The organism is Cutibacterium granulosum, from assembly GCF_900186975.1.
GTDB lineage: Bacteria > Actinomycetota > Actinomycetes > Propionibacteriales > Propionibacteriaceae > Cutibacterium > Cutibacterium granulosum.
Window position 1 is genome coordinate 2,014,115 of sequence record NZ_LT906441.1, and the last position, 26,950, is coordinate 2,041,064.

14 protein-coding genes and 2 pseudogenes are annotated in these 26,950 nt (G+C 61.9%); 3 read left to right on the forward strand and 13 right to left on the reverse strand.

Features of this window, described 5'->3' with window-relative positions; translation table 11 throughout:
• Positions 1-120: 120 nt before the first annotated feature.
• The 8 genes and pseudogenes from gap to CKV91_RS08705 form a co-directional block, all read right to left on the reverse strand.
• On the reverse strand, positions 121-1,128 hold the full coding sequence (gene gap / locus CKV91_RS08670) for a type I glyceraldehyde-3-phosphate dehydrogenase (RefSeq protein ID WP_021104351.1): 1,008 nt from the start codon (positions 1,126-1,128) through the stop codon (positions 121-123).
• 181 nt (positions 1,129-1,309) lie between these two features.
• Positions 1,310-2,293: a DNA-binding protein WhiA gene (gene whiA, locus CKV91_RS08675; protein ID WP_021104350.1), complete on the reverse strand. Its 984-nt coding sequence runs from the start codon at positions 2,291-2,293 to the stop codon at positions 1,310-1,312.
• Between the two features lie 122 nt (positions 2,294-2,415).
• Positions 2,416-3,363: a gluconeogenesis factor YvcK family protein gene (locus CKV91_RS08680; RefSeq protein WP_036957477.1), complete on the reverse strand. Its 948-nt coding sequence runs from the start codon at positions 3,361-3,363 to the stop codon at positions 2,416-2,418.
• A 101-nt stretch (positions 3,364-3,464) separates the two neighbouring features.
• Positions 3,465-4,361: an RNase adapter RapZ gene (gene rapZ / locus CKV91_RS08685; RefSeq protein WP_021104347.1), complete on the reverse strand. Its 897-nt coding sequence runs from the start codon at positions 4,359-4,361 to the stop codon at positions 3,465-3,467.
• Between the two features lie 118 nt (positions 4,362-4,479).
• The gene (gene uvrC / locus CKV91_RS08690; protein ID WP_021104346.1) at positions 4,480-6,486 is read right to left on the reverse strand and encodes an excinuclease ABC subunit UvrC; all 2,007 of its coding nucleotides are present in this window, start codon (positions 6,484-6,486) and stop codon (positions 4,480-4,482) included.
• Between the two features lie 307 nt (positions 6,487-6,793).
• Positions 6,794-7,639 carry a hypothetical protein gene (locus tag CKV91_RS08695; protein WP_157738776.1) on the reverse strand — a complete coding sequence of 282 codons (846 nt, stop codon included), beginning with the start codon at positions 7,637-7,639 and terminating at the stop codon, positions 6,794-6,796.
• 10 nt (positions 7,640-7,649) lie between these two features.
• Positions 7,650-7,835, reverse strand: a complete 186-nt coding sequence (locus tag CKV91_RS08700) for a hypothetical protein (RefSeq protein ID WP_065860476.1) — start codon at positions 7,833-7,835, stop codon at positions 7,650-7,652.
• A gap of 372 nt (positions 7,836-8,207) precedes the next feature.
• Positions 8,208-9,597 (reverse strand): annotated as a pseudogene (locus CKV91_RS08705) (hypothetical protein); the annotation flags it as partial.
• A 276-nt stretch (positions 9,598-9,873) separates the two neighbouring features.
• On the opposite strand from CKV91_RS08705, the gene CKV91_RS08710 reads away from it, so the two are divergent.
• Positions 9,874-10,620, forward strand: a complete 747-nt coding sequence (locus CKV91_RS08710) for a histidine phosphatase family protein (RefSeq protein WP_065860474.1) — start codon at positions 9,874-9,876, stop codon at positions 10,618-10,620.
• A 499-nt stretch (positions 10,621-11,119) separates the two neighbouring features.
• On the opposite strand, the pseudogene uvrA reads toward CKV91_RS08710, so the two are convergent.
• Positions 11,120-13,954, reverse strand: a pseudogene (uvrA, locus tag CKV91_RS08715) (excinuclease ABC subunit UvrA); the annotation flags it as partial.
• A gap of 1,666 nt (positions 13,955-15,620) precedes the next feature.
• Between uvrA and CKV91_RS08720 the strand changes: the two are divergent.
• Positions 15,621-16,262 carry a maleylpyruvate isomerase family mycothiol-dependent enzyme gene (locus CKV91_RS08720; RefSeq protein WP_036957482.1) on the forward strand — a complete coding sequence of 214 codons (642 nt, stop codon included), beginning with the start codon at positions 15,621-15,623 and terminating at the stop codon, positions 16,260-16,262.
• A gap of 147 nt (positions 16,263-16,409) precedes the next feature.
• On the opposite strand, the gene CKV91_RS08725 is transcribed toward CKV91_RS08720, so the two are convergent.
• From CKV91_RS08725 to rpsA, 4 genes are all read right to left on the reverse strand, one after another.
• Positions 16,410-17,396: a TerC/Alx family metal homeostasis membrane protein gene (locus CKV91_RS08725; protein WP_021104336.1), complete on the reverse strand. Its 987-nt coding sequence runs from the start codon at positions 17,394-17,396 to the stop codon at positions 16,410-16,412.
• A gap of 575 nt (positions 17,397-17,971) precedes the next feature.
• Entirely contained in the window at positions 17,972-20,071 is a 2,100-nt protein-coding gene (uvrB, locus tag CKV91_RS08730; RefSeq protein ID WP_021104335.1) for an excinuclease ABC subunit UvrB, read from the reverse strand.
• Positions 20,072-20,118: 47 nt separating this feature from the next.
• Positions 20,119-20,736, reverse strand: a complete 618-nt coding sequence (gene coaE, locus CKV91_RS08735) for a dephospho-CoA kinase (RefSeq protein ID WP_021105704.1) — start codon at positions 20,734-20,736, stop codon at positions 20,119-20,121.
• A gap of 962 nt (positions 20,737-21,698) precedes the next feature.
• Positions 21,699-23,201, reverse strand: coding sequence for a 30S ribosomal protein S1 (gene rpsA, locus CKV91_RS08745; RefSeq protein ID WP_021104333.1), 1,503 nt, complete (start codon positions 23,199-23,201; stop codon positions 21,699-21,701).
• Positions 23,202-23,857: 656 nt separating this feature from the next.
• On the opposite strand from rpsA, the gene CKV91_RS08750 reads away from it, so the two are divergent.
• Entirely contained in the window at positions 23,858-26,701 is a 2,844-nt protein-coding gene (locus CKV91_RS08750) for an FAD-binding and (Fe-S)-binding domain-containing protein (protein WP_065860473.1), read from the forward strand.
• Positions 26,702-26,950: the final 249 nt, after the last annotated feature.

The window sequence follows — 26,950 nt, forward strand, 5'->3', positions numbered from 1 at the left end:
TGCCGGGAGCCATGCGCCGCAACGGATCGTGCCGCGTCGGCCGGGAGATGGCGACGGCCCCGCGCCCACGTGGGGCACGGGGCCGTCTTGAGATCACATCCGCAGTGTTGTCGGGATGTCTCAGGCCAGCTTGGAGGCGACGAGCTCGGTCAGGTCGACCAAGCGGTTGGAGTAGCCCCACTCGTTGTCGTACCAGGAGAGCACCTTGACGAGGTTGCCGATGACCTTGGTCTCGGTGGCGTCGAAGATGCTGGAGTGCGAGTCACCCATGATGTCGGTGGAGACGATCGGGTCCTCGGTGTAGGCCAGGATGCCCTTGAGCGGGCCCTCGGCGGCCTTCTTCACGGCGGCCTGGACGGCCTCGACGGAAACCTCCTTGGAAGCCTGGAAGGTGAGATCGGTCAGGGAGCCGGTCGGGGTGGGGACGCGGACGGCGAGACCGTCGAACTTGCCCTTGAGCTCCGGCAGGACCAGCGACACGGCCTGGGCGGCACCGGTCTTGGTGGGGATCATGTTGAGGGCGGCGGCACGGGCGCGACGCAGATCCTTGTGGGGGGCGTCCTGCAGACGCTGGTCACCGGTGTAGGCGTGAACGGTGGTCATGATGCCGTGCTCGATGCCGAACTCGTCATTCAGGACCTTGGCCAGCGGAGCCAGGCAGTTGGTGGTGCAGGAAGCGTTGGAGATGATGTTGTGCTTCGCATTGTCGTAGTCGCCGTCGTTGACGCCCATGACGAAGGTGCCGTCAACGTTCTTGCCGGGAGCGGAGATGACGACCTTCTTGGCGCCAGCCTCGATGTGGGCCTGAGCCTTGGTGCCATCGGTGAACAGACCGGTGGACTCGACGGCGATGTCAACGCCGAGATCCTTCCAAGGGAGGTTCTTCGGGTCACGCTCGCCGAGGACCTTGATCTGCTTGCCGTCGACGGTGATGGAGTCCTCGTCGTAGCTGACCTCTCCGGGGAAACGGCCCAAGATGGAGTCGTACTTCAGGAGGTGGGCCAGGGTCTTGGTGTCGGTGAGGTCGTTGACGGCGACGACCTCGAGGTCAGCGCCCTGATCCTTGAGAGCGCGGAAGAAGTTGCGGCCAATGCGGCCGAATCCATTGATACCAACCTTGACGGTCATTAAGTGATCTCCTCCGGATGAGGTGTGTGCTTTGACTGCACTTGGACATGTCCAACAATAGCCGCTGTTCAAAATCTGTGGGCGCATGGCCCTCATGGTGAACACACGTGCTGATCGGCACCGGCACCGCCGGAACCTCTGCCATTGGGGAATGCCTCATCTCACAACCGGGCGGCACGGGTCAGTGGCCGCGTCCACGCTCTGCCGATGCGGCATCGGCGGTGGTGGGCAGATTGCGCGACCTGGCCTCCTTGTCGGCCATTGCCAGCAGGCGACGGATTCGTCCCGCGATGGCGTCCTTCGTCAGGGGTGGCACGTGGAACTGCCCCAGTTCCTCCAGGCTGGCGTCCTTGTGCTCCAGACGGAGCTCTCCTGCCTTGAGCAAATGCTCCGGGACGTCGTCACCCAGTATTTCCAGGGCACGACGAACGCGCAGTGAGGCCGTCTGGGCCGCCTGTGCGGATCGGCGGGAATTGGCGTCATCGAAGTTCGCCAGTCGGTTCACACCAACGTGGGATTCCTGCGCAGCCAGGCTCTCGCGCCAGGCACGGACCCCCTCGACGGCCCCCATGACGGTGAACAGCGTCGAGATGGCATCGGCGTCTCGGACGACGGCTCGATCCACGTGACGCGTGCGACGAGTCTTTGCTGGCACGTTCAGTCTGCGAGCCGAACCAACCAAGGCCAGGGCCGCCTCCGGGCTGGGTGAGAGCACTTCGAGGCAGATGGACTGACTGGAATGCGTCAATGTCCCATTGCCCAGGAAGGCGCCACGCCAGATGGCTGCCTGACAGCATTTCCCAGATCCGACGGTTGACGCCGGCAACCCTCGCACCGGCCTACCCGCCCGATCCACGAGTCCGGTCAGTCGAGCAAGCTCGGCTCCACCTCGCACCATCCGCAGAAGATACCGGGTATTTCTCGTCGACTCCGAGGGGCCGATGACGATCATGTCGCACTGGAGGTTGAAGGTATCCCGAATGGCTTCCGCAAAGCGGTCGGCAGCCTGGCGAGTGTCGAACTCGGCCTCGACGACGACGTGCCCACGCACCACCTGTACCCGCCCCGCGAAACGCAGCATCGCGGTGATCTCAGCACACCGGCAGCATGCCTTCACCGTCTCGACATGAGCCAGTTCCACCTTGATGTCCGTGGTGAGAGCCATGATGGCGCCTTTCCTTAGTCTGGATCCACGACCTAGATCCTCGTCCAGATGCCAGCCGGGGCTGGCACGGTGATTCGAGGCTCCCCGAGCCTCACGACGTCAGCGAATGCGCCGAAAGCGTGTCACCGGATGTGCACCCCCATGACCTCTGCGTAGGCCGAGGCCAGCCGCAACGGGTCATGACGGGCCGAACCGTCGTGCATGGCCAGATCGGCCTCGACGATCCGTGCTCCCAGGTTGCGCGCGAACGTCCCCAGATGTGGATCGCTCCGTGCGAAGGAGCGGTCGGCGAGGACGACATCGAACCTAATACGCGGCTCATGCTCGGCCAACACCTCCAAGTGCCGTGCAGGGCTGAAACCGTTGGTCTCGTCGGCCCCGGCAACATTGAGGGTGAGGATCTTGAGGGCGTCGGAATCCATGATGGCCTCGACGATCTGTGGCACGAGCAGGTGTGGCATCACCGAGGTGAACCACGATCCGGGGCCCAGTACGAGCACGTCGGAGGTCTCGATGGCCTCCAGCACCGACGGGCTGGCCGGCGGGTCGGGCGGGTCGAGGTGCACCTCGATCACCTCGGCGCTCGTCTTGGCGATGGTCGACTGGCCGGTGAGACTGTACATCTCGTCGGGACGGTTCGGGTCCAGGCCGACGACCTCGGCAGTGATGTCCAGGGGCATGAGCGACATCGGCAGCACACGACCCCGGGTGCCGAGCAGCTGACCCACCATGTCCAGGCCCGCGACCGGATCATCCAGCTCCTGCCACAGCCCGGCAATGAGCAGATTGCCGATGGCATGCCCCGCCAGCGGTCCGTCACCACGGAACCGAGACTGCATCACCTGGGCCCAGGTACGCCCCACGAAGTCATCGGCACACAACGCGGCCAGCGCCTGACGCAGGTCACCAGGCGGTAGACAGTCGAACTCCTCACGCAGGCGTCCGGACGATCCGCCGTTGTCGGCCACCGTCACGACGGCGGTGATGCGATCGGTGATGCGGCGCATGGCACGCAGCGAGGCCGCCAGACCGTGCCCGCCACCGAATGCGGTGACGGCTGGTCGATACATCGGAGTCGCGGCACCGATCGGCCCGTAGTCATTGCCTTCATATCCGTTGCCCCCGTAGGCGGCGTTGTCGTCGTACTCGGGATAAAACTGCGACGTCATCGTCATTCCCTCCCCAGATCTCGATGCAGGACGGCGGTGCGTCGTCCTCGAGACCGTAGTCTGGCCGCCAGTTCCTCGGTGATCGCGGTACTGCGGTGTTTGCCACCGGTGCAGCCGATGGCCACCGTCACCTGTTTCTTCCCCTCCCGAAGATAGCCGTCCTCCATACCGGTGAGCAGCTGGTCCACTCCGGCAACGAAGTCCACGGCTCCCGGTTGCGCCAGGACGTAGGAGGACACGTCCGGGGACAGGCCAGTCTTGGGGCGCAGCTCCGGCACCCAGAACGGGTTGGGCAGGAAGCGCACGTCGAAGACGAGATCGGCGTCCACCGGGACCCCACGTTTGAAGCCGAAGGACATCACTTGGTAGGCCAGCCCGGTCGTCTCGTCGACGGCGAAGGCGTGGTCGATGCGCTGGGCCAGCTGGCGGGTGGTGATTCCCGAGGTGTCGATGACGAGGTCGGCGTCGGCGCGCAAGGTGGAGAGCATTCGCCGTTCCAGGGCGATGGCCTCCAGCAGGTGCCCGCCACGCTGCAGTGGCAGGGGGCGACGGCTGGACTCCTGACGTTTGACGATCGTCTCGTCGGTGGCCTCCAGAAAGAGAATCTCTGGATCGATGCCCCGGTCACGCAGTTGTGAGAGGGCATCTCCCAGGGAATCGAAGAGACTGCGGGTACGCACGTCGGCCACCACGGCCAGAAGTCGAATGCCGTGGCTGTCGACCTCGTCACACAGGGCAGTCAGCATCGTCGGCGGCAGGTTGTCGACGACGTACCAGCCCAGGTCCTCCATGGCGTGGGCCGCAGTGCGTCTGCCCGCCCCGGACATGCCGGTGATGACGGCGACACGTTGGGGTGGCCGGGAGCCGTCGGGATTCGTCGTAGTGGTCACGGTGTCCATCGTAGGCAGTCCGAGAGGATCATGTGCTGCCATGTCCATGGGATCATGCCCGTCACGGATCTTCCCGGTCTGCGCAGAACCCATCATGATGAGCGAGCAGTGAACGGTGAGATGTCGTTCACTCCTCGATCACCTCGCCGGTGGCAGTGTTGACGCCGGTCGGCGTCTGCTCACCCTGCAGGGCCGTGACGACCTGGGTGGCAAGTTTGGGGCCGAACCCGGGCAGCTCGGCAATCTCCTCGACGCTGGCGCGACGCAGCGCCCGCACCGAGGAGAATTTCTTGAGCAGGGCCTTGCGACGCACCTCCCCCAGCCCAGGCACGTCGTCCAGGACGGACTCGACCATCGCCTTGGATCGTTTGGATCGGTGAAAGGTGATGGCGAACCGGTGGGCCTCGTCGCGCAACCGCTGCAGCAGGTAGAGCCCCTCCGAGGTCCGTGGCAGGATGACCGGCCACTCCTCGTCGGGCAGCCACACCTCCTCAAGGCGCTTGGCGAGGCCACACAGGGCGACCTCGTCGTCCAGTCCGAACTCCTCGAGCACCTGCTGGGCGGCATGCACCTGAGGGGCACCCCCGTCGACGACGATGAGGTGCGGGGCGTAGGCGAACTTGCGTGGAGCGCCGGTCGTGGGATCGACGAGCGTACCGGTGACCTCGCCGTCGGGTTCGGCGGCGGCAGCCATCTGTTCCCGGTCCTCCAGCAGACGACGAAGGCGCCGTGAGAGCACCTCGTGCATGGCGGCGAAGTCGTCCGAGCCGTCGAAACTCTTGATGACGAACCGGCGATATTCCGACTTGCGCGGCATGCCGTCCTCGAAGACGACCATGGAACCCACGACATTCGTGCCCTGAATGTGGGAGATGTCATAGGACTCCATGCGCAGCGGGGCACGGTCCAACCCGAGCGCCTCCTGGATCTCCTCCAGGGCACGGGTGCGGGTGGCGAGGTCGGAGGAGCGTTTGAGCTTGTGCTGTTCGAGCACCTCCTGGGCGTTGCGGGTGACGGTGTCCATGAGGGTGCGTTTGTCGCCACGCATCGGCACGCGCAGGTTCACCTTGGAGCCGCGCAGGTTCGTGAGCAGTTCGCCCAGGCCCTCCAGGGAACTCGGTTCGACCGAGACGAGGACCTCCTTGGGGATCGCCGGGCCCAGCCCGTCGTCGCGGATCTGGCCGGAGGTACCGTCGGGATCCAGCCCGTAGAGCTGCAGCAGGAACTCCTCCATGAGCTCGGCAGGCTCGGCGTTGTCGGCACGATCGGCCACCCAGCCGCGTTCGCCACGAACTCGCCCGTTGCGCACGTGGAAGATCTTCACCCCCACCTCCAAGGGGTCCACCGCCAGGGCGATGACGTCGGCATCGGTGCCGTCGGTGAGCACGATGGCGTTGCGTTCCATGGCCTTGGTGAGCGAGTCCAACGAGTCGCGCAGCACGGCGGCCCGCTCGAATTCAAGGTTCTCGGCGGCCTCGTCCATCTCGGTGCGGATGCGTCGCAGGATCGGCGCGGTGCGCCCGGCCATGAAGGAGCAGAAGTCCTCGACGATGGCGCGATGCTCGTCGGGGCCGATCCGGTCCACACAGGGAGCCGAGCACTTGCCGATGTAGCCCAGCAGGCAGGGGCGCCCCTGGGAGCGGGCCCGGTTGAACACGCCGGTGGAGCACGAACGCATCGGGAAGACGCGCAGCAGGGTCTCCATGGTGTCGCGAATGGCCCACGCCTGGCCGAACGGGCCGAAGTAGCGCCATCCCTTGCGGCGTTTGCCGCGGCCGACGAACACGCGTGGGAACTCATCGCTCCACGTGATGCACAGCCACGGGTACGACTTGTCGTCGCGGTACATGACGTTGAACCGCGGGTCGAACTCCTTGATCCACGTGTACTCGAGCTGCAGGGACTCCAACTCGTTCTGCACGACGGTCCACTGCACGTGGGCGGCGGTGGTGACCATCCGCTGGGTGCGCGGGTGCAGGGCCGAGATGTCCTGGAAGTACGAGTTGAGACGGTTGCGCAGGTTCTTCGCCTTGCCGACGTAGATGACCTGACCGTGCTCGTCGCTGAATCGGTAGACGCCGGGCTGGGTGGGAATCGTCCCGGGGGCGGGCCGGTAGGTGGACGGATCAGCCACGGGTCGGCCCTGCCGAGGTGGGGACCATCACGTTCAGAGGTGCTGGCCCCCACCACACTGGACTCGGTACAGCCGGTCCCGGGATCGCTGGGAGCTGCTCCGCAGGATCGGACTCCACCGTACCCAGACACATTGGACGCGATCCACGCGACCCAGTTGCGAGGCAAACCGGGGTGGGCGCGCTGGCATCACGCATGTTCACGCCTCCCCACGGTCACGACATCAGCGAGCAGAGGTCTACGGTACCTGCTCCCCCAGCTGGAGCAAGCGTGATGGTGACAGTGAAAAAGTACCACCAACGAATAGGTCAGGATTCATCTTCTTCATAGCCAACATCACAAAAGCTGACAGGACCTGCTGGGCCGTCCGAGACGTAGATGGTCGTGACATGGCGATCTTCGTAGTCCAACCAGAAGGCCATAGAGTGTCCACCACTGCTGATGGCCAAACCATCCTCGGGTGATTGTGCACCAACTATGACTGGTTTCAGAGCTGAGCCATAGATCTTGCGCAGTTGCTTCTCGGACATACCGACGTGAGCACCGGATCGTGTGTGGAACCTCGGATCCCTGGTGCCGACATGTTTGATGACGGTGCCACTGTCATCGGGAACGATGTCCAAATTGCGTGGCCTGCCCGGAACCCTGACGATACCGCACGAGTCATCATACCGTGCCCCCGGCATGTTTTTGATCCGAGAGCCAACTTTGGCTGGGCCATAACCTTGCATGGTGAAGTTGGCACTCTTCCACGAACCGGGATCCATGTCGAAGATCAATTGGCTGCCTTTCACCTTGGCAATACCTGACATGGGAACACCAGTGATGTCTGCGGTAAATCTGATGTCGTGACCATCGGCAGTCACCGTTTTTCCATTGAATCCATGTACAGCCGCAGTATTCAAGGATTCCAGCCCTTTGGAAGCGATGAGACGTCCACCGCGACCCACGACAACGAGAAAATCTGGCAAAGGCGCATTTCCTCCCGTGTAGCAGTTCAGGAAGGAAACCTGTTCCTTGATCCGATCCCCATCAATATCCACGGAAGCCGGCTTGCCGACAAGCCTCACATCAATATGATTTTTCTTGTCATGGAACTCGCCGTTGGACAGTCGCGCATCTGCAGAGACAGTGCAATCACTCGGAATCTCCATCGATTCCAGATCAGCCTTCGTCGCATCCGGCTTGTGCGGAGTCGGGGTCGGAGTGGGAGTAAGCGTAGGCGTTGGAGTGGCAGAAGTCGTCACCGAGGCAGACGCCCCCACAGAAGAAGAGGATGCCAGCGCAGACGCCGGCACCGTGGAAGCAGATGACGTCACCTGCATAGATGAATCCTTCGACGAACCACACGCCGTCAACACGAGAGCCGCAGCAGCACCAGCGGCAACAACCTTGCAACGCTTCATGGCAAAACACTAACTGCCGATACGTGAGCCAATGCGCAGGGGCCAGGTTTGACTGTCCACGCCTATAGTCTCGCTAGCCGACAGGAGCCCAAATGGTGGGACATGCCATCCAGACAAGATGATCTGGAAAGATTCAGAGGACATCACGCGCGTGACGGAGCATCATCCCTATCGGAAATATCCATCAAAATATTCGAAGAGAAGTATCAGAGCCCTGGTATTTATCTAATCTATTTCGTCTCTTTTTTCGGGTTTCGAGTAACAGATTTTTGCTTTTCTCGAACAACAACAGTGGCAATAGCCGCAAGTATTGCAGCTATTGCAAACCCGACAATACAGAGAAGTATGCTCGGATCAGAGAAAAGGGCCGCAAGAGCTAGAACAGTAGAAATGACAGTCAAGCACAGAACGATGATTTCCAACTTATTCTCGGCATCCTTCTCCCGCTCCTCCCGACGACGCTCCTGTTCCTTCCTGTTCTTCTCCCTGGCAACGTTGTCAATTCGCCGTTGCACCTCGACAACTCGTACTAAGGATTCCTGCTCGTCTCGCAGTTCCGTGAGCAGGGCGGGTGTGCCGAGAACTTTCTGGAACTCCTTCATGACGAGGGTGGCCTCACGACGACCGGGAACCTCCGTGAACCACAGTCCATTGAGAAAAGCAGCCACTGACTGCTCACGGTCGAGCAGTTGGGCAAACTCTTCGTCACCCCAACGACTCTTTCCCGCCAGGACGCGCGCCTCGCTCTCGGCATTGCGGTCGAGGTAGATACGTTGCCGCAAGCAGAGGATGATGATGTCAAGCATCCTGCTATGACACAGCAGACACAATTTAACGGCATGAATAAGATTAGCTTCCTCGCACAGTACCGGTTGGGCGAGAAGCGCTATACCGGATTCCTCTATTCTGCCCCAGGTCGCGCCGAAGCAGAACATGCCATCACGTGCAGCATCGCTGGTATCGCTCGGTGGCATTCCGCTGTAGATCCCGATTCCACCAGTTGCCAACTCGTACAACCACGCCTGCGTGGGAGTCCAGGACTCGTGATGATCGAAGCAGGACGGGCGCTTCAACCCGCATGGATCCACTTCCGCGAAAGTTAGAACAAAAATACGATTGTAATTGAAGGATGGATTGCTTCTGCTGTCACTATTATGCCGTTTATTTTGTTCAGGTTCATCCCAATTCTTTTTCTCACAAGAAAAACCACCTTTGCTGTATTTGCATTTTCCTATGCCCGCATTATCAAGCAAGCTAGTCAGATATTTCTCGCCATACCATTTAGGACGTTTCAACCACTCAGCGACTTCAGCTACTTCAATATCCGTTGCATCATCAATTAGAAAGTGAAGAACAGCGTAACAAAATGCTTCACCGCCGGCAACTGATCCAAGGAGATCATCGTATTCTCGACGCTCCAAGCCCACATAGCGAAGGTTTTGGGGAATCTTACACCCGTCCGAGAGGTATTCCGCTTCGCGGATTTCGGACAATACTTTCTCTTTGTCTTCGTGTCCATAGAATGCGTAATGAGAAATATTTACCGCTGCCTTGATCCTTTTTGAGAAAAAATAGCTGCCCTGACTATTAGCATACTTTAGAGCGGTTTGAAGACCTTTAGAATTCTCATGAGACTCATGGTTTATAAGAGGCTTGAAAAACTTATTAGTTTCATCTTTAGATGGTCTTCCATGGCTGGATTCTATCGGCTCAGTTACCCAGTCAGACCGATAAGGAACGATTACAGAGAATGTCACCTTACGCCACGTCTTGCCCGTGTCACGTATCGTGCTCGTCGATTCATCTTCCCTAGCAGTGGCCATCGAACACCCTCCCGCATTCATCATCGCCAGATACAGTCTGGCAGATTCCCAGATACACAGCCCACATTATCAATATCGTCGATGAGCTATATCAGTGTACGTTGAAATTGCTCCCACTCATTGATGACCGTGGGCGCAGCTCACCAGTAGGCTGATGCCGTGCATCTTCTCCTCATCCGCCACGGACAGTCCACCAACAACGCCCTCGCCAACCAAGGAGGAAACGCCTACACCACCGGTCGTCTGCCCGACCCGGAACTCACCGAACTCGGGCACCGTCAGGCCCACGCGCTCGCCGACTGGATTCCCGGCGTCGATCCGCGCCCGACGCACATCTACTGCTCCCCCATGAGCCGCACCCTGCAGACCGCCGCACCGATGGCCGACGCCCTCGATCTTCCGATCGGCGTCAAGAGCATGCTGCACGAGCGCCCCGGCCCGGTGCAGATCACCTCGGACGGTCCCCGGGCACATCCCGGCTCGTCGCGCTCCGTACTTGCGGCGCACAGCCCGCGTGCCGTCCTCGATCCCGACATCACCGAGGACGGCTGGTACCACGACGACATCGAGACCCCGGCCCATGCCGTCGAGCGGGCCAACCGGATCGCGTCATGGCTCATCAGTGCCCACGCCGATGACGACGTCGTCGCCTGGGTGGGGCACGGCGCCATCGGGGCACTCACCCTGGAGACGATCATCGCCCCGCAGCGCGCCGCCCAGCTGGCCGACTACCCCACCGGCACCGAACCGTGGTGGTTCAACCTGGCCAACACGTCCACCTCGATGATCGAGATTCATCCCAATTCCTGTGAAGTGCACTGGATCAACCGAGTCGATCACCTCGTCGTCGCCGGCATGGTGCATGGCGCACGAGCCAGCGCCACCGGAAATCCCGGCACCCGCTGAGAGCACCCCCACCTGCCACCTTCAGGCCCTGAAGCTCTCTTTGGAACCAAGGGCAAAAGCCTGCTGCTTGTCACACATGGGAAGGCTGAGGTCTTGGGGTGTGACCGATGCCACTCTGGCCCCTTGTCACGCGACCGTGGGGTACGACCCACGCAACCTTGGGATGTGACCGACGCCGCTCTGGCGGCCCCGTCCTGTCACGCACGGGAAAACTCCCCTCCCCTGGAGGGGTAGGAGCGACTCATCCACCACGGCAGCATCACCGGTTCCCGGCTCCACTCCCCCAGAGGGGTAGGCGGTGAGGACCACCATCCACTGCGTGATTGGCCCATCCGCTGCCCACCTCACGCACCTGCAGCCAAGGTGTGATGCACCGGGGATCGGGCTGGACGTTGTCGTTATGGGCTACCCCACGCGCCTGCAGCAGAGTATAAGGACTTTGTGGTTCTTGCGTCTGGGGTAGCGTCCACCCCACGCACCTGGGGTGGCCCACCCCTCAGAGAATCTCCGCCAGGAACTGCCCGGTGAACGAGTCGGGACAGGCCGCAACCTCCTCCGGGCTGCCCTGCGCCACGACGGTGCCACCGCCGTCGCCCCCGCCGGGACCCATGTCGATGATCCAGTCAGCCGTCTTGATGACGTCCAGATTGTGCTCGATGACGATCACCGAGTTGCCCTGCTCGACGAGCCGGCCGAGCACCTTGAGCAGCTTGTTGATGTCCTCGAAGTGCAGCCCGGTGGTGGGCTCGTCGAGGACGTAGAGGGTACGACCCGTCGAGCGTCGCTGCAGCTCGGAGGCCAGTTTGACGCGCTGCGCCTCACCGCCGGACAGGGTGGTCGCAGGCTGCCCCAGCCGCACGTATCCCAACCCCACCTCGACAAGGGTCTTGAGGTGCCGGTGGATGGACTTGATCGGTTCGAAGAACTCCGCTGCCTCCTCGATCGGCATGTCGAGCACGTCGGCGATCGTCTTGCCCTTGTAGTGCACCTCCAGCGTCTCGCGGTTGTAGCGCGCGCCGTGACACACCTCACAGGGGACGTAGACGTCGGGCAGGAAGTTCATCTCGATCTTGATGGTGCCTTCACCCTGGCAGTTCTCACAGCGTCCACCCTTGATGTTGAACGAGAACCGCCCCTGCTGGTAGCCGCGTATCTTCGCCTCGGGAGTCTGGGCGAACAGTGCACGAATCTTGTCGAACACCCCGGTGTAGGTGGCCGGGTTGGAGCGCGGTGTGCGCCCGATCGGCGACTGGTCGACGTGGATCACCTTGTCGATCTCGTCAATGCCGGTCACGGTGTCGTGCCTGCCCGGAACCGTGCGCGACCCGTGCAGACGACTGGCCAACGAGGTGTAGAGGATCTGGTTGACGAGCGTCGACTTGCCCGAGCCACTCACGCCGGTGACGACGACGAACTGTCCCAGCGGGAAGGTGACGTCAATGTTCTTGAGGTTGTTCTGACGTGCCCCCTTGACGACGAGATCACGGCCGGTGCGAGGACGACGCTCCTGCGGCACCGGGATCGACCGTCTACCTGCCAGATAGGCCCCGGTGAGGGATTCCTTGCTGGCGAGCAGCTGCTTGACCGGGCCATTCACGACGACCTTGCCGCCGTGCTCACCGGCCCCCGGGCCGACGTCGACCACCCAGTCGGCCTCGCGGATCGTCTCCTCGTCATGCTCGACGACGATGAGCGTGTTGCCCATGTCTCGCAGCCGCACGAGGGTGTCGATGAGACGACGGTTGTCGCGCTGGTGCAGCCCGATGGACGGCTCGTCGAGCACGTAGAGCACACCCACCAGGCCCGAGCCGATCTGGGTGGCGAGCCGGATCCGCTGGGCCTCACCGCCCGACAGCGACCCCGCCGAGCGCGACAGGGTGAGGTAGTCCAGGCCGACGTCGACGAGGAAACGCAGCCTGGCGCGCACCTCCTTGACCACTCGCGCCGAGATCATGGCGTCACGCTCGCTGAGGGTGAGGGCGTCGAAGAATTCCGACGCCTTGCCCACCGACAGGTCGGCGACATCGGCGATGGAGTGCCCGTCCACCGTCACCGCCAGGCTGGATGGTTTGAGGCGTTTGCCGTCGCAGGCCGGGCAGGGATGTTCGCGCAGGTACTGCCCCCACCGCGACCGGGCCGAGTCCGTTTCGGCCTCGTCGTAGCGGCGGCGCACGTAGTGCAGCACGCCCTCGTAGTTCTGCGAGAACGAACGCACCCGCCCGAATCGGTTGCGGTAGGTCACCATGACCGGGTCGCCATCACCCTCCAGGACGAGTTTGCGCACCTTCGCGGGCAGCTCGGCCCACGGCAGGGTCGGGTCGAAGTCGTGATCGGCACCCAACCCCTCGAAGACGTGTCTGAAGTGTCTGGCCACCTGGGGGGTCGCCCACGGCGCTACGGCCCCGTCCACCAGACTCACCTGGGAATCGGGGACGACGAGCTCCGGGTCGACGTCCTGGGTCGTTCCCAGCCCGGAGCACACCGGGCAGGCACCCCACGGGCCGTTGAACGAGAACTGCCTCGGCTCCAGTTCATCCATCTCGACGTCGTGGCCATTGGGGCAGGCCAGATTCTCCGAGAACCGCCGTTCCCGGTCCGGGGCGTCCTCGGGACGATCGACGAAATCGACGGCGACAACGCCACTCGCCAACCGCATGGCGGTCTCCACCGACTCGGTGAGCCGCTGCTTGATCGAGGGCTTGACGACGAGCCGGTCGACGACCACGTCGATGTCGTGCTTGCGTTTCTTGTCCAGGGCCGGCACCTCGCCCAGCCGGTACACCGTGCCGTCCACCCGCACACGAGTGAAACCGTCGGTGGTGAGCTGGCGGAACAGTTCGACGTACTCCCCCTTGCGGCCACGTACCACTGGGGCGAGCACCTGGAACTTGGTGCGTTCGTCGACGGTGAACAGCCGGTCGACGACCTGCTGCGGGGTCTGTTTGGCGATGGGTTCGCCACAGATGGGGCAGTGCGGCACACCAATGCGCGCCCACAACAGACGCAGGTAGTCGTGGATCTCGGTGATGGTGCCCACCGTGGAGCGCGGGTTGCGTGAGGTCGACTTCTGGTCGATGGACACCGCCGGGGACAGCCCCTCGATGAAGTCGACGTCGGGCTTGTCCATCTGACCGAGGAACTGACGTGCATATGCCGACAGGGACTCGACGTAGCGGCGCTGACCCTCGGCGAAGATCGTGTCGAAGGCCAGGGATGACTTGCCCGACCCGCTGAGGCCAGTGAAGACGATGAGCTGGTCCCGAGGAAGCTCCACGTTGACATTGCGCAGATTGTGTTCCCGGGCTCCCCGCACGACTATTCGATCACCACTCACGTCCAGCCATGTTACGGGAGGGGCGAGGTAATCCTCACAGATCCGCCGAGCGCGCTGGGAGGCGTTCTCTCATGGCGTCGAGTCCTCAAGGGCCAGGTCTGCTCAGAACCGCACCATCTCAATCACTTCCGAACTCACAAGGGTGAGGTTCGTCCGGCGACGGCAGACCAGCCTTGGTGAGGACCACTTCCGAGTCCGCAAGGGTGAGGTCCTGCAGCAGGCTGGAAGTGCCGGCCCCGAACGGCACGCCGCTTCACGGCCCCGCAGCCGTCTCGGCGAAACCCAGGCCGACTTCGAACGATATGCCCGCTTCACGACCCCACAACCATCCCAGCAGGCCCCAAGCCGATCCTGAACAACATGCCCGCTTCCGTGGAAAACCTGTTTCCCCGGAGCTCCGCCGCCACCTCGGCGGGCCCAAGTCGACCTCGTACGATAAGCGCGCCTCCGGCTCCATGGCCGCTTCGGCGGGTCCGAACCGTCCTCGAACGATGCGACCTCTTCACAACTCCACAGTCACCTCGGCAAATCCCAAGTTGACCCCGAGCAATATGCCCGCTTCCGTGGAAAACCTGTTTCCTCTGAGCTCAGCTACCACCCATGTGGCACCAACCGCAATCTGCAACAGGAAAACCACAGCAACTTCACCGTGGCGTCCCCACACTCCCCCAACACCATGGCACCAGGCCGACACCATGACATCAGGTGCGCCCTTCCCCCCATCTCAGGCGCGACCTTCCTCCCCATTGCAGATTCCAGATCCGTACGGATCCCAGCTGGTAGGACGGGCGTGCGTCGACCAGGTTGTCGCAGATTTCAGTCCCACACGGATCCAGACCCGCAAGCCTGCGTGGTCGACCGTGACCAATCCCCTCCGTGGAAATCTCGTTCCCGCCGATCACATCTGCTGCCCCACGTGGCAGCACTTTCACTTCACAACGGATTTACCACAGCTCACAGCTTTCACATCCCCGTTTTCACGTCCCGGTGCTACTCGTTTCTCACCCCATGACAGACACGCCAAGCCATGTCTTCGATCAGACTGGGCACGGAGGGAGGCAGACCCGAATAGGCCGCCGGGTCTACTGCCGATGCGTCCAATCCGTACATGGCCCAAACCGTGCTTGGAGGGGAACAGGCTTCGTGGAAATCCTGTTCACAACGCAACCATCTACCATCTCTCGTGGCAGCACCCACGACGCGCAACAGAAAAGCCACAGCTCGCCGGAAGATGCCGAGGCCATGAAGGCTGCACGCCACAAGGACGTCACGAGGCCCCCGCGGCAGCTCCCCCGGAGTCAGTGCATCTACCCCAATTGCCCATGAGCCCCCGTGTTGGGACACCTGGAGCGCATCGATCTGAAAGTGGAGTCCGGCAACTGCTGCCGCTATGGCCAACGGGTTTCAGAGCGTCCCACCTGCCACCCCATGTGGCAGCAGACGCACTCGCCCACCACAATTCCACGCCCAGCCACGACCCGCATGAGTGGATAGTGTCGCTCCAACCCTGCTGAACCGAGGGAGGATCGTTTCAGCAGATCAGACAATATATGGTCGAGTCATGACCACCTCGCAGACGCACTCATCGGGGTTACGCATTGATGCACCCATGTCCGAGGTCCGCCAAGCGAAAAGGGATGCCACCCAGCGACTGCTCGGTGCCACCATGGACATTTCCGATGAGCAATGGCAGTCTCCCAGTCTGCTACCGGGGTGGACACGCGCGCATGTCGCAACGCATTTGGCACGAGGTGCCCAAGCCCTGGGTCGAGTGGCCTCAGCACTCGTCAACGGTGAGCAACCCGGTCCCCTGTACGAATCACGCGAAAATCGCATCTCTGAGATCGAGCGCGGGTCGGAGCGTCCGGGAGTCGAACTGCAGATCGACATGGACACAGCAGCAGGCGAACTCCACGAGATCTTTGACGCACTTGATCCTGTGGACCCCGCCACACCAGTGATCCTCGGCCCGGGGATACTCGTCCATGCCCACGAACTTCCTTCCGTCCGCCTGGCGGAGGTCGTGCTGCACCACGTCGATTTGGACATTGACTTTGATCTGCGCAGTCTTGACGACCTCAGCGCTCGCATACTGCTGCAATGGGTGTGTTTCCGACTCCACAACCGTGCAGACGTTCCGGCGCTGCGCATCGTGTCAGACTCCGGTTACACCGACCGCATCGGTTCAAACGGTTTTGCCACAACAGTGCATGGCTCAGACGCCGAGCTCGCCGGGTGGTTGTCCGGACGTGACAATTCGAGTTCTCTCACCGGGGCCGAGCACCTGGTGATCCCGCTGCTGAGCTGAAGGGAAACGCTCCTGCCGAGTATGGTCACGTGAATTCATGGGTACAGCTCAAGATGGCTGTACGAACAGTAATCAGTCTGACTGAGTGCGCGTCTCCACCCTCAATTCATGAGGAACCTTCAGCCAGTTGTCCTCCTGACACTCACCTCAGTCTCGCCCACTCGCTCCCGGGTGCAGGCGCGAGTACGTCAGCGACACCACTGTCGTGACGATGAGGGTACCAATGATGACGCCCAGTGAGACACCTTCCGACACCTCTGCGGAGAACCCCAACCATTTATCATCGAGCCCGTAATGGTTCATGGCATGCCCAACAAGTTTGAGAGAAATGAACCCCAGAATGACTGCCAACCCCAGCTGCAGGAAAACCAGTCTGTTGAGCAGATTCCCCAACAGGAAATACAGTTGACGAAGCCCCATGAGAGCAAAGACGTTTGCCGTGAAAATGAGGTAGGGCTCATTCGTCAATCCATAGCTTGCCGGAATGGAGTCCAGGGCGAAGAGCAGGTCTGTGCTACCCAAGGCGACGGCGACGGTGAGCATTGAGGTCGCGAGTCGCTTTCCACCCTCACGGACGAAGAATGCCGTGCCACGATAATCGCCAGTTGTCGGAACGCGCCGTTTCACCCATCTCATGAGGGCGTTGTCGGGAGCGTCCTCCCCATTGCCTTCCTTGGAGAAGTACTCCCTGACAAGGCTGATCGCCGAGTACAGCAGGAACAGTCCGAAGACGAAGAACACCCAGGCCCAGGCGTCAAGGACGGCCTTGCCAAGTGCAATGAAAACGCCACGGAAGACCAAGGCAAGAATGATCCCACACAGCAATGCGAATTGCTGCAACTTCTCCGGAACCTTCAACTTGCTCATGAGAATGATGAAGATGAACAAATTGTCCAGAGACAGACTGTATTCAGTTATCCACACCGCATAGAACTGACGCCCCCACGATCTACCAGCGAGCATCCAGACACCCATCCCGAAGAGCACCGCAAGTCCGATGTAAACACTGACCCAGATGCTGCATTCCTTGGCAGATGGTTTGTGTGGGTGCCGTTTCATGAGGAGCACATCAAAGATGAGCAGACCGAGCATGACGGCGACGGTGATGATCCAAGTGTACGAGTGGACAGGCATCGGCCCTCCTGACGTGCGTGGGAAGGTCCGAAGGTCTCGTCCACTCCAAGTCACACTCGGAGTCGGGTGGCCGGATCGCGATGGCGCGACCGTGGTGACGACCACAGCATTCGCAGACTACTCCCCCTCAGGAGTTACCAGTGTGGCATCCCGTGGCCCGCTCTGTCACCTTGTTTTTCTGTTGCAGAAAAGCCCTGCGCGACATGTACGGCCGATTCCCCCACCCCGACGATCCCTGAGATCGCCGGATCCTTTCGCCCTGGATCCCGTGAGGCATCTCCTGCGTAGCACAAGCCACCCCCTCCTGCGTAGCGCAAGCCACCCCCCTCCTGCGTAGCGCAAGCCACCCCCAGCAACTGGTGCGTGGCCGCTGGACGGAGCGTGGAAAATCCGTTCCCACATCACGTTCATGCCACGAGACGTGGCAGCACACGCCATCCGTAACAGAAATACCACGCGCCGAGTCCGAGCCATGGCATCACATAGGTTCAGAACCGAGGCTTCAACGCCTCATGCAGCGGTCGGTAGAAAATATGGGGACACCCAAGGGCCTCCCACCGACCGGTGCCCTCAACTCAGCGGTTGGCCTCCACCATCTGGCGTAGATCCTTCTTGAGGTCAGCGACCTCGTCACGTAGACGTGCCGCCACCTCGAACTTGAGCTCGCCAGCAGCGTCACGCATCTGCGCGGTGAGCTCCACGATGAGGTCGCCAAGCTCCTGCTCGCTCATCTTCCCGCTGTCCAACTGCCGATGTGCCCGTTGCTCATCGGTGATCATCGAGTCGTAGCCACGATGCCCCTTGCCGTAGTCGAACCGGGCCACGAGTTCATCGGTGTCGGCCTCCTCACGAGCCAACATCTCGGTGATGTCACCGATCTTCTTGCGCAGCGGAGTCGGATCGATGCCGTGCTCCTTGTTGTAGGCCAGTTGGATTTCGCGACGGCGATTCGTCTCGTCAATGGCAAACCGCATCGACTCAGTGATCGTGTCTGCGTACATGACGACCTGGCCATTGACGTTTCGGGCTGCGCGACCGATGGTCTGGATGAGCGACCGATCCGAACGCAGGAACCCCTCCTTGTCGGCGTCCAGAATGGCAACGAGTGACACCTCGGGAAGGTCGAGTCCCTCACGCAACAGGTTGATACCCACCAGCACGTCGTACTCACCCATACGCAGTTGCTTGAGCAACTCGATGCGTTTCAAGGTCTCGATCTCAGAATGAAGATATCGAGTACGTACTCCATGTTCCATGAGATAATCGGTGAGATCCTCCGCCATCTTCTTCGTCAATGTCGTCACGAGGACTCGCTCGTCACGCTCGGCACGTTCCTTGATCAAGCCCATGAGATCGTCGATCTGACCATTGGTCGGCTTGACGATGATCTCCGGATCCACCAAGCCAGTGGGACGGATGATCTGCTCCACCTGGCCGTTGGCACGCTCCGTCTCGTAGCTACCCGGAGTTGCCGAGAGATACACCGTCTGACCAATACGCTGGACGAACTCGTCAAATTTGAGCGGACGATTGTCCATGGCGCTGGGCAGGCGAAAACCGTGCTCGACAAGGGTGCGTTTGCGGCTCATGTCACCTTCGTACATACCGCCGATCTGAGGAATCGTCACATGCGATTCATCAACGACAAGAAGGAAATCCTCCGGGAAATAGTCGAGCAGACAGTTCGGGGCGGTACCGGGGCCGCGTCCGTCAATGTGCCGCGAGTAGTTCTCGATCCCGGAGCACGAACCAATCTGGTGCATCATCTCAAGGTCATAGGTGGTACGCATCTTGAGGCGTTGCGCCTCCAGGAGCTTGCCATCACGCTCCAGGATCCTCAGACGCTCAGACAACTCGGCCTCGATCGATTTCATCGCTCGCTCCATGCGTTCCGGACCAGCAGCATAGTGGCTCGCGGGGAAGACGTAGACGATGTCGTCCTCGTGCAGCACCTCGCCGGTGATGGGATGCATCGTGGTGAGCGCTTCGATCTCATCGCCAAAGAATTCGATACGTACTGCGTTCTCCTCATACACCGGGAAGATCTCGATGGTGTCACCTTGGACTCGGAACGTGCCGCGTTCGGAAGAGATGTCGTTGCGAACGTACTGGTTGGTGATGAGTTCGGACAACAACTCCCGTCGGTCCCACTCCTGACCAACCTCCAAGGTGATCATCCGCTCCACGTACTCCGACGGGGTGCCCAAACCATAGATGGCCGACACCGTGGAGACGACGATGACGTCGCGACGGGTGAGCAGCGACGTGGTCGCAGAGTGTCGCAGTCGCTCCACCTCATCGTTGATGTTGGAGTCCTTCTCGATGTAGGTGTCGGTCTGCGGTACATACGCCTCTGGTTGGTAGTAGTCGTAGTACGACACGAAGTACTCGACGGCGTTGTCCGGGAAGAATCCGCGCAGCTCCTGGGCGAACTGCGCTGCCAGGGTCTTGTTGGGCTGCATGACGAGCATCGGGCGCTGCACCCGCTCCGCGAGCCATGCGACGGTGGCTGTCTTGCCGGTGCCGGTGGCACCCAGCAGCACGACGTCCTGTTCCCCCTCCTTGAGGCGCCGCTCCAGCTCGTTGATGGCCTTGGGCTGGTCACCGGAAGGCTGGAATTCGCTCACGACGTGCATTGGGGCGATTCGGCGGGTGATCTCGTTGACAGGACGCATGATCCAAGGCTATGCCGCTGCCAAGCCATTTCCCATGCCAGCCGACGTCACGTCACCAACTCAGCCCACAGCCGATCAACCTTGGCGTCCAATTCCTCCAGCGCCCCCGAGGCGTCGATGACATGGTCAGCCACCGCGAGACGCTCAGCCCGGCTCGCCTGGGCAGCCATTCGCCTGGATACCTGCTGTGCGGATGAGCCGTCCCGGAGCTGGGCACGTTTCACCTGCTCATGAGGGTCAAGATCAGTGACGATGATGACGTCAAACCTGTCAGCAAGCCCTGCTTCGACCAGCAGCGGAACGTCGTGGATGACGAGTTGGTCTGCTGGGGCCTGTGCCTCAAGTTCATCTGCCCGGGCTGTGACGAGTGGATGCAGAATGGCTTCCAGCCGTTGCCGTCCTTGTGCATCGGAAAAGACCACCTCAGCCAGGGCCGCTCGATTCAAGCTACCGTCCTCGTTGAGGACCTCAGGGCCGAACTCGGCAGCCACCCGGGACAGTCCTGTGCCACCGGGCGCGACAACGTCGCGGGAGAGCTGGTCGTAGTCGAGGACAAGAGCCCCACGCTTGGCGAGGAGCTGAGCCACCGTGGTTTTGCCAGACGCAATGCCCCCGGTGAGCGCGATACGACGGCGGCGTGGTGCAGAGACTGGTGCGAAGCTCACCAACCCATTGTGTCATGAACGTGGTCGACCATGGGCGCGTCATCGTGGGCATCTGCATCGGGCAGGCCGTTGACTCTCTCCCTCTGCTGACGCGGCACGGAAAGCTGAGATCTCAGGTACCCAGAATTCCACAGGTCATGATCCTGGCGAGGGCCACTGAAATATCTCGCTGCATTCGTCAGGCGTGTGCACATCCGGTTCGCATCCCCATGTTCTGCCACGCGCAGTAGCATCTTCATCGTTCTCGACCACGATTACCACACAGAGATTCGCCCCCACGGCAGGGGAAGCCCTGTGAGCAGGAGGAAGCTCTGCGGCTGTCGTGTGGCTCGGTGTGTGCATATCCGGAAGCTCTATGAGCAGGAGGAAGCTCGCAGAGCCAGCTCAGCTGCCGCCGACCGAAACCGGACTCAGCGCCAGCTCAGCACAGAGCGGACTCAGCACCAACTTGACTGTCAGACGCGGAACGAACTCAACGTCAACTCGGCTGCCGCCAGAGCGAAGTGAACTCAGTGCCAACTCGGCAGTCAGACGCGGAACGGAAGCTCTACGAACAGTACGGGAAATCCGCCGAGCAGTTTTCCCGGGGATCCCGTCACCCATCCGCCACAGCTGGTCTTTTTGGCTCGTCGTTGGTCAAGGCGCTCGGTACGCCAACACTCCGTGAAGGGGCAACCCCTCATACCGAGCCTTGCGAGTTTTCCGAACGATTCGTGCTAACAGCGATTCGCATCAACACTCCGCGAATGAGTCAACCTTTCATGGTGGCCAGATCATGCACCACGTCGAGACACGTGTCCTCTGCGTGGGGAACGCATTTGCGGTCTCGGCTTCATGCTGCCCGTACTGTCCACGTGCCTTCTGCGCAAGGAGTGCACTGTGAAAACTGCGCGACAAACAACGCGTCCCCTTCACCACGGCGGGTGAGGGGGGACGCGTCAGCAGTAGTGCTCAGGAAAAACTCAGCCGTTGGTGAGCTTGTCACGCAGGGCCTGCAGAGCCTCGTCAGAGGCAAGCGAACCCTCGGTCGGAGCCTGCGAAGTGTAGGACGTGGCGGAGGCAGGCTGTTCCACGGCAGCCTCACGCTCAGCCTCCTCGGCAGCGATGACCTGCTTCTTGTGGGCCTCCCAGCGAGCCTGGGCCTCGGCGTACTGCTGCTCCCAGGCGATGCGCTGCTCGTCGTAGCCGGGCCTCCACTCGTTGGTCTCCGGATCGAAGCCCTCGGGGTAGATGTAGTTGCCGTTCTCGTCGTAGGAGGCGGTCATGCCGTACAGCGAGGGGTCGAACTCGTCGGAGGTGGTGTCCATACCCTCGTTGGCCTGCTTGAGCGACAGCGAGATGCGGCGGCGGTCCAAATCGATGTCGATGATCTTGACCATGACGTCGTCGTTGACCGAGACAACCTGCTCGGGGATCTCCACGTGACGCTCGGCGAGCTCGGAGACGTGAACCAGGCCTTCGATGCCGTCCTCGACACGGACGAAGGCACCGAACGGGACGAGCTTGGTGACCTTGCCGGGAACGATCTGGCCGATCTGGTGCAGCCGGGCGAAGGCCTGCCACGGATCTTCCTGGGTGGCTTTGAGCGACAGGGAGACGCGCTCGCGATCCATGTCGACGTCCAGCACCTCAACGGTGACCGGCTGACCGACCTCGACGACCTCACCCGGGTGGTCGATGTGCTTCCAGGACAGCTCGGAGACGTGGACCAGGCCGTCAACCCCACCGAGGTCGACGAAGGCACCGAAGTTGACGATGGAGGAGACGACGCCCTTGCGGATCTGCCCCTTCTGCAGCTGCTGCAGGAAGTTGTGGCGAACCTCGGACTGGGTCTGCTCGAGCCAGGCACGACGCGACAGAACCACGTTGTTGCGGTTCTTGTCGAGCTCGATGATCTTGGCCTCGATCTCCTCGCCGACGTAGGGCTGGAGGTCACGAACACGACGCATCTCGACCAAGGAGGCCGGCAGGAAGCCACGCAGACCGATGTCGACGATCAGGCCGCCCTTGACGACCTCGATGACGGTACCGGAGACGACACCCTCCTCGTCCTTGATCTTCTCAATGCTGCCCCAGGCACGCTCGTACTGAGCACGCTTCTTGGAGAGGATGAGGCGGCCTTCCTTGTCCTCTTTCTGCTGGACCAAGGCCTCGATCTCGTCACCGACCTTGACGACGTCGAATGGATCGACGTCATGCTTGATCGACAGCTCCTTGGAGGGGATGACGCCCTCGGTCTTGTAACCGATGTCGAGGAGGACCTCGTCACGGTCGACCTTGACGACGGTTCCGGTGACGATGTCACCGTCGTTGAAGTACTTGATGGTGGCGTCAACCGCAGCCATGAAGGCTTCGGTGCTGCCCAGGTCGTCAACGGTGACCGAGTTGTTCTCGGTGGCGGTGGCGGCAGTCTGCTGGTCGTTGTCGACCGAATTCGAGGTGGAGGCCTCAGTGGAGGAGGTCATGTAGTAGGACTCCGGTTGGTTGCGTGGATGTGTGGTGCCACCCCTTGGGTCATGCTCGAAAACATGAGGCCCGCGGCGCCCCCCTCTGTCCGAGAGCGCACAGCGATGACATTTGGGCATTTTACAGCCCTCCGCGGGAGAGGGTCAACCTGGTCCGTAGTGGCTCGCGCCCCGCCCGTACCGGCGATTTTCACCCCTGCCCAAGGACCCCCCATCTGCCAAGGACCCTCCCATTCGGAGCATCCAGCCAGGAACCGCAACCCATTCCACGCCATGGGTGGATCCCCATCCGACGGGTGCAGATGCTCGCTGAAACAACAGTCGAGTGATCGAGCGGCACCAAGAGGGGTGGGTCTGCAACCCGCTCATGACAGGGCCGACGACACGGTGGCCGGATGACCTCAACGGTGACCCCACGACGAATGTGATGTGGCCGGCAGGACCGTAAGTCCTCAACCCGGGCGGGCCCAGCACAACTCACGCCACACGAGGATGCATCGTGGCGTCCTCGCACGCAACGAATCCAGTCCCGTTCTCACCCCGCCAATGCCTCTCATGAGCCGGAGGCCTCCCGCGCATCGCCGGTGCTCCAGATCGCGTCCATGTCCTGTCTGCAACCAGCCACCGGGACAAGCTTCCCCTACTAAGGTGCTGGTATGAAACGTACTCAGCAGTCCATTCTGCCCGATGGGCTCATCCGCCAGCTGCAGGACTCAATCGGATCCAAGCAGGTCAGTGCAGACCTGCTCGACCTCTCCGCCGTCGCGGCTGACGCCTCCCACTACCTGCTCACGCCCGGAGCGCTGGTGCGTGCCACCACCGCCGACGACGTTGCCTGCGCCATGACTGCCGCACGTCGTCACAAGGTCAGCCTCACATTCCGCTCCGGTGGGACGAGCCTGTCTGGCCAAGGACTCACCGACGGAATCATGGTCGACACCCGTCGCGCCTTCCGCGGGATCGAGGTCCTTGACGAGGGCCGACGGGTGAGAGTCCAGCCCGGGGCAACGATACGTGCCGTCAACACCGCCTTGGCACGGTATCAACGCAAGCTTGGCCCCGACCCGGCCTCGTCCGTGGCCTGCACCGTGGGCGGAGTCCTCGCCGACAATTCCTCGGGCATGAGCTGCGGCACGATCGCCAACTCGTACCAGACGTTGGAATCCATGGTGATCGTCCTGGCCAGTGGCACGGTCCTCGACACCGCCGATCCCGACGCCGACGACAAACTCTGCAGTACCGAACCCGAGCTCGTCGAAACCCTGCTACGACTGCGCGAGACGTGTCGCCGCCCAGAACATGCAGAACGGATCCGCCACCTGTTCTCGATGAAGAACACCATGGGCTACGGTCTCAACTCCTTCCTCGACCATGACTCACCGTCCCAGATCCTCTCCCACCTCATGATCGGATCGGAAGGCACCTTGGGATTCATCGCATCGGCAGTCATGCGGACGCTGCCGGTCATGCCTCAGATCTCCACCGCCCTGTTGCACTTCCCCACTCTGGAAAGCGCCACCACGGCCCTACCCGCTCTGCTGGAGTCCGGGGTCACCGTCACCGAACTGATGGACTCCGCCTCCCTCGAACTGTGCAGGCGTGATCCACGTGACGGCCACATCGTGCCACCGTCACCGGGTGGTGACGACGCGGCTCTGCTCGTTGAGTACCACTGCGCCGACGAACAGTCGCGTCGTGAGGCGGAGGAGCGTGGCAACGCCGTCATCGACACCCTCGATCTCGTCAACGAGCCGGAATTCACCGGCGACCCTGCCACCCGCGGACCGATCTGGAACCTGCGCAACGGGCTCTACACCAAGATCGCGGGCACCCGAAAATCCGGTCAGACGCCGCTCCTGGAGGACATCGCCGTTCCGGTGGAAAGCCTCGCCGGGGTGTGTGGAGACCTCCAGCACCTGTTCGGCAAGCACGGCTACCCCGGCTCAATCATCTTCGGCCACGCCAAGGACGGCAACATCCACTTCCTCGTCGTCGAGGACTTCCGCGACAGGAAGGGCCTGGATCGTTACGAACGATTCACCGAGGACATGGTCGATCTGGTCCTGGCCGCCGAAGGGACGCTCAAGGCCGAGCATGGTACCGGACGCATCATGGCGCCCTTCGTCGAGCGGCAGTACGGACCCGAGCTCTACAACGTCATGGTCAAACTCAAGAACGCCGCCGACCCAGATCAGATGCTCAACCCGGGAACGATCATCACCGATGATCCGCAGCTGCACCTCAAGGACATCAAGCTCAGCCCGACCGTCCAGGAAGAGGTGGACCGGTGCGTCGAATGCGGGTACTGCGAACCCGTCTGCCCGTCACGTGACCTCACCCTCACACCTCGTCAACGTATCGTCGTGCAGCGGGCGATCGCCCAGGCACACGCCGATGGTGACGAGGAACTCGCCGCGCAGCTGAGCGCCGACGAACAATACCCGGTGATCCAGACGTGCGCCGTGGACGGGATGTGCCAGACAAACTGTCCGTTGCACATCAACACCGGCGACCTGGTACGCCGACTGCGCGCTGAAGGCAATTCGCCGGCCTGGCAGGGCGTCTGGGACATCGCAGCCAAGGGATGGGGGCCATTCGTCAGTGCTGCCAGCCTGGGAATGGATGCAGTACACCCCATTCCGACCCGAGCAACCAACACCGTACTCGGTGCGGCGCGATCGATCGTGGGGGCCGACCGGGTACCGCTCCTGTCGAAGGAGTTGCCCGCGGGCGGTCGGCGGCGATCGTCAGGCCACCGTCGCGGGCCTGTGGGACGCCCCGAGGTCGTCTACCTACCTGCATGCGTCAACACGATGTTCGGATCCGCCGTGCCCCAGGAGGAGACCCTCGAGTTCTCCGTGTTGTCGTTGCTCGCTACAGCAGGGGTCGGCGTCACCGTGCCCCAGGGCATCGAAGCGGTCTGTTGTGGCACACCGTGGAAGTCAAAGGGCATGACAATCGGCTACGCGACCATGCGTCGCAGAGTCGTCGACATCATGCAGGAGGCCACCCATGGCGGCGAACTCACCGTCATCTCGGATGCGGTGAGTTGCTCCGAGGGATTCGTCCACGAGCTCGAGTACGAGGGAGTCACCGGGATCCGGATCGTCGACGCCGTGCAGTACATCGCCGACGAGCTGCTTCCCGTGCTTCCCGACCTGCCGAAACTGCGCTCGGCTGCGCTGCACCCCACCTGCTCGTCCACGCGCATGTCTTGGAATGACGCGCTGTACCGCTGCGCACAGGCCATCGCCGATGACGTGGTCGTCGCCGATGACTGGGGATGCTGCGGATTCGCAGGTGATCGTGGAATGCTGCACCCCGAACTCACCGAGTCGGCCACCGCCCGAGAAACAGCGCAGCTGCGCGCCCGCGAGTTCGACGTGTATCTCTCGGCCAACCGCACCTGCGAGATCGGTATGCAGCGGGCAACCGGTAAATCGTGGCGTCACGTGCTCTCGGTGCTGGCGGAGCGGATGGTGGAATTCGCCCCAGCCTGACCGGCGTCCATGCGGTGGCTCCCGACCGGGTGGGTCGGGAGCCACCTTCTGGGTTCTCATTTCCTGCTCCGTTTTTCCTTGTCACCTCCTCGCATCCATCTCTTCTCATCCTTCGTGGCGTGACCGATATCTGCACGAGCACACCTGCACCATTTCCTTGGTCTGCCCGCGCGACTGATCGACTCCACTCGCCGCTGCATCTCTGCCTCTGGCCCCATCACTCTCCACGGCTCCGCTCCCCTCCAGGAC

Excerpts from the sequence above, each read along its gene's own strand:
- CKV91_RS08750 (WP_065860473.1), top strand. The coding sequence starts at position 23,858 with ATGAAACGTACTCAGCAGTCCATTCTGCCCGATGGGCTCATCCGCCAG.
- CKV91_RS08680 (WP_036957477.1), bottom strand. The coding sequence starts at position 3,363 with ATGTATCGACCAGCCGTCACCGCATTCGGTGGCGGGCACGGTCTGGCG.
- gap (WP_021104351.1), bottom strand. The coding sequence starts at position 1,128 with ATGACCGTCAAGGTTGGTATCAATGGATTCGGCCGCATTGGCCGCAAC.
- CKV91_RS08725 (WP_021104336.1), bottom strand. The coding sequence starts at position 17,396 with ATGCCTGTCCACTCGTACACTTGGATCATCACCGTCGCCGTCATGCTC.
- whiA (WP_021104350.1), bottom strand. The coding sequence starts at position 2,293 with ATGGCTCTCACCACGGACATCAAGGTGGAACTGGCTCATGTCGAGACG.
- rapZ (WP_021104347.1), bottom strand. The coding sequence starts at position 4,361 with ATGGACACCGTGACCACTACGACGAATCCCGACGGCTCCCGGCCACCC.
- CKV91_RS08720 (WP_036957482.1), top strand. The coding sequence starts at position 15,621 with ATGGACATTTCCGATGAGCAATGGCAGTCTCCCAGTCTGCTACCGGGG.
- CKV91_RS08695 (WP_157738776.1), bottom strand. The coding sequence starts at position 7,639 with ATGGAGATTCCGAGTGATTGCACTGTCTCTGCAGATGCGCGACTGTCC.
- rpsA (WP_021104333.1), bottom strand. The coding sequence starts at position 23,201 with ATGACCTCCTCCACTGAGGCCTCCACCTCGAATTCGGTCGACAACGAC.
- uvrB (WP_021104335.1), bottom strand. The coding sequence starts at position 20,071 with ATGCGTCCTGTCAACGAGATCACCCGCCGAATCGCCCCAATGCACGTC.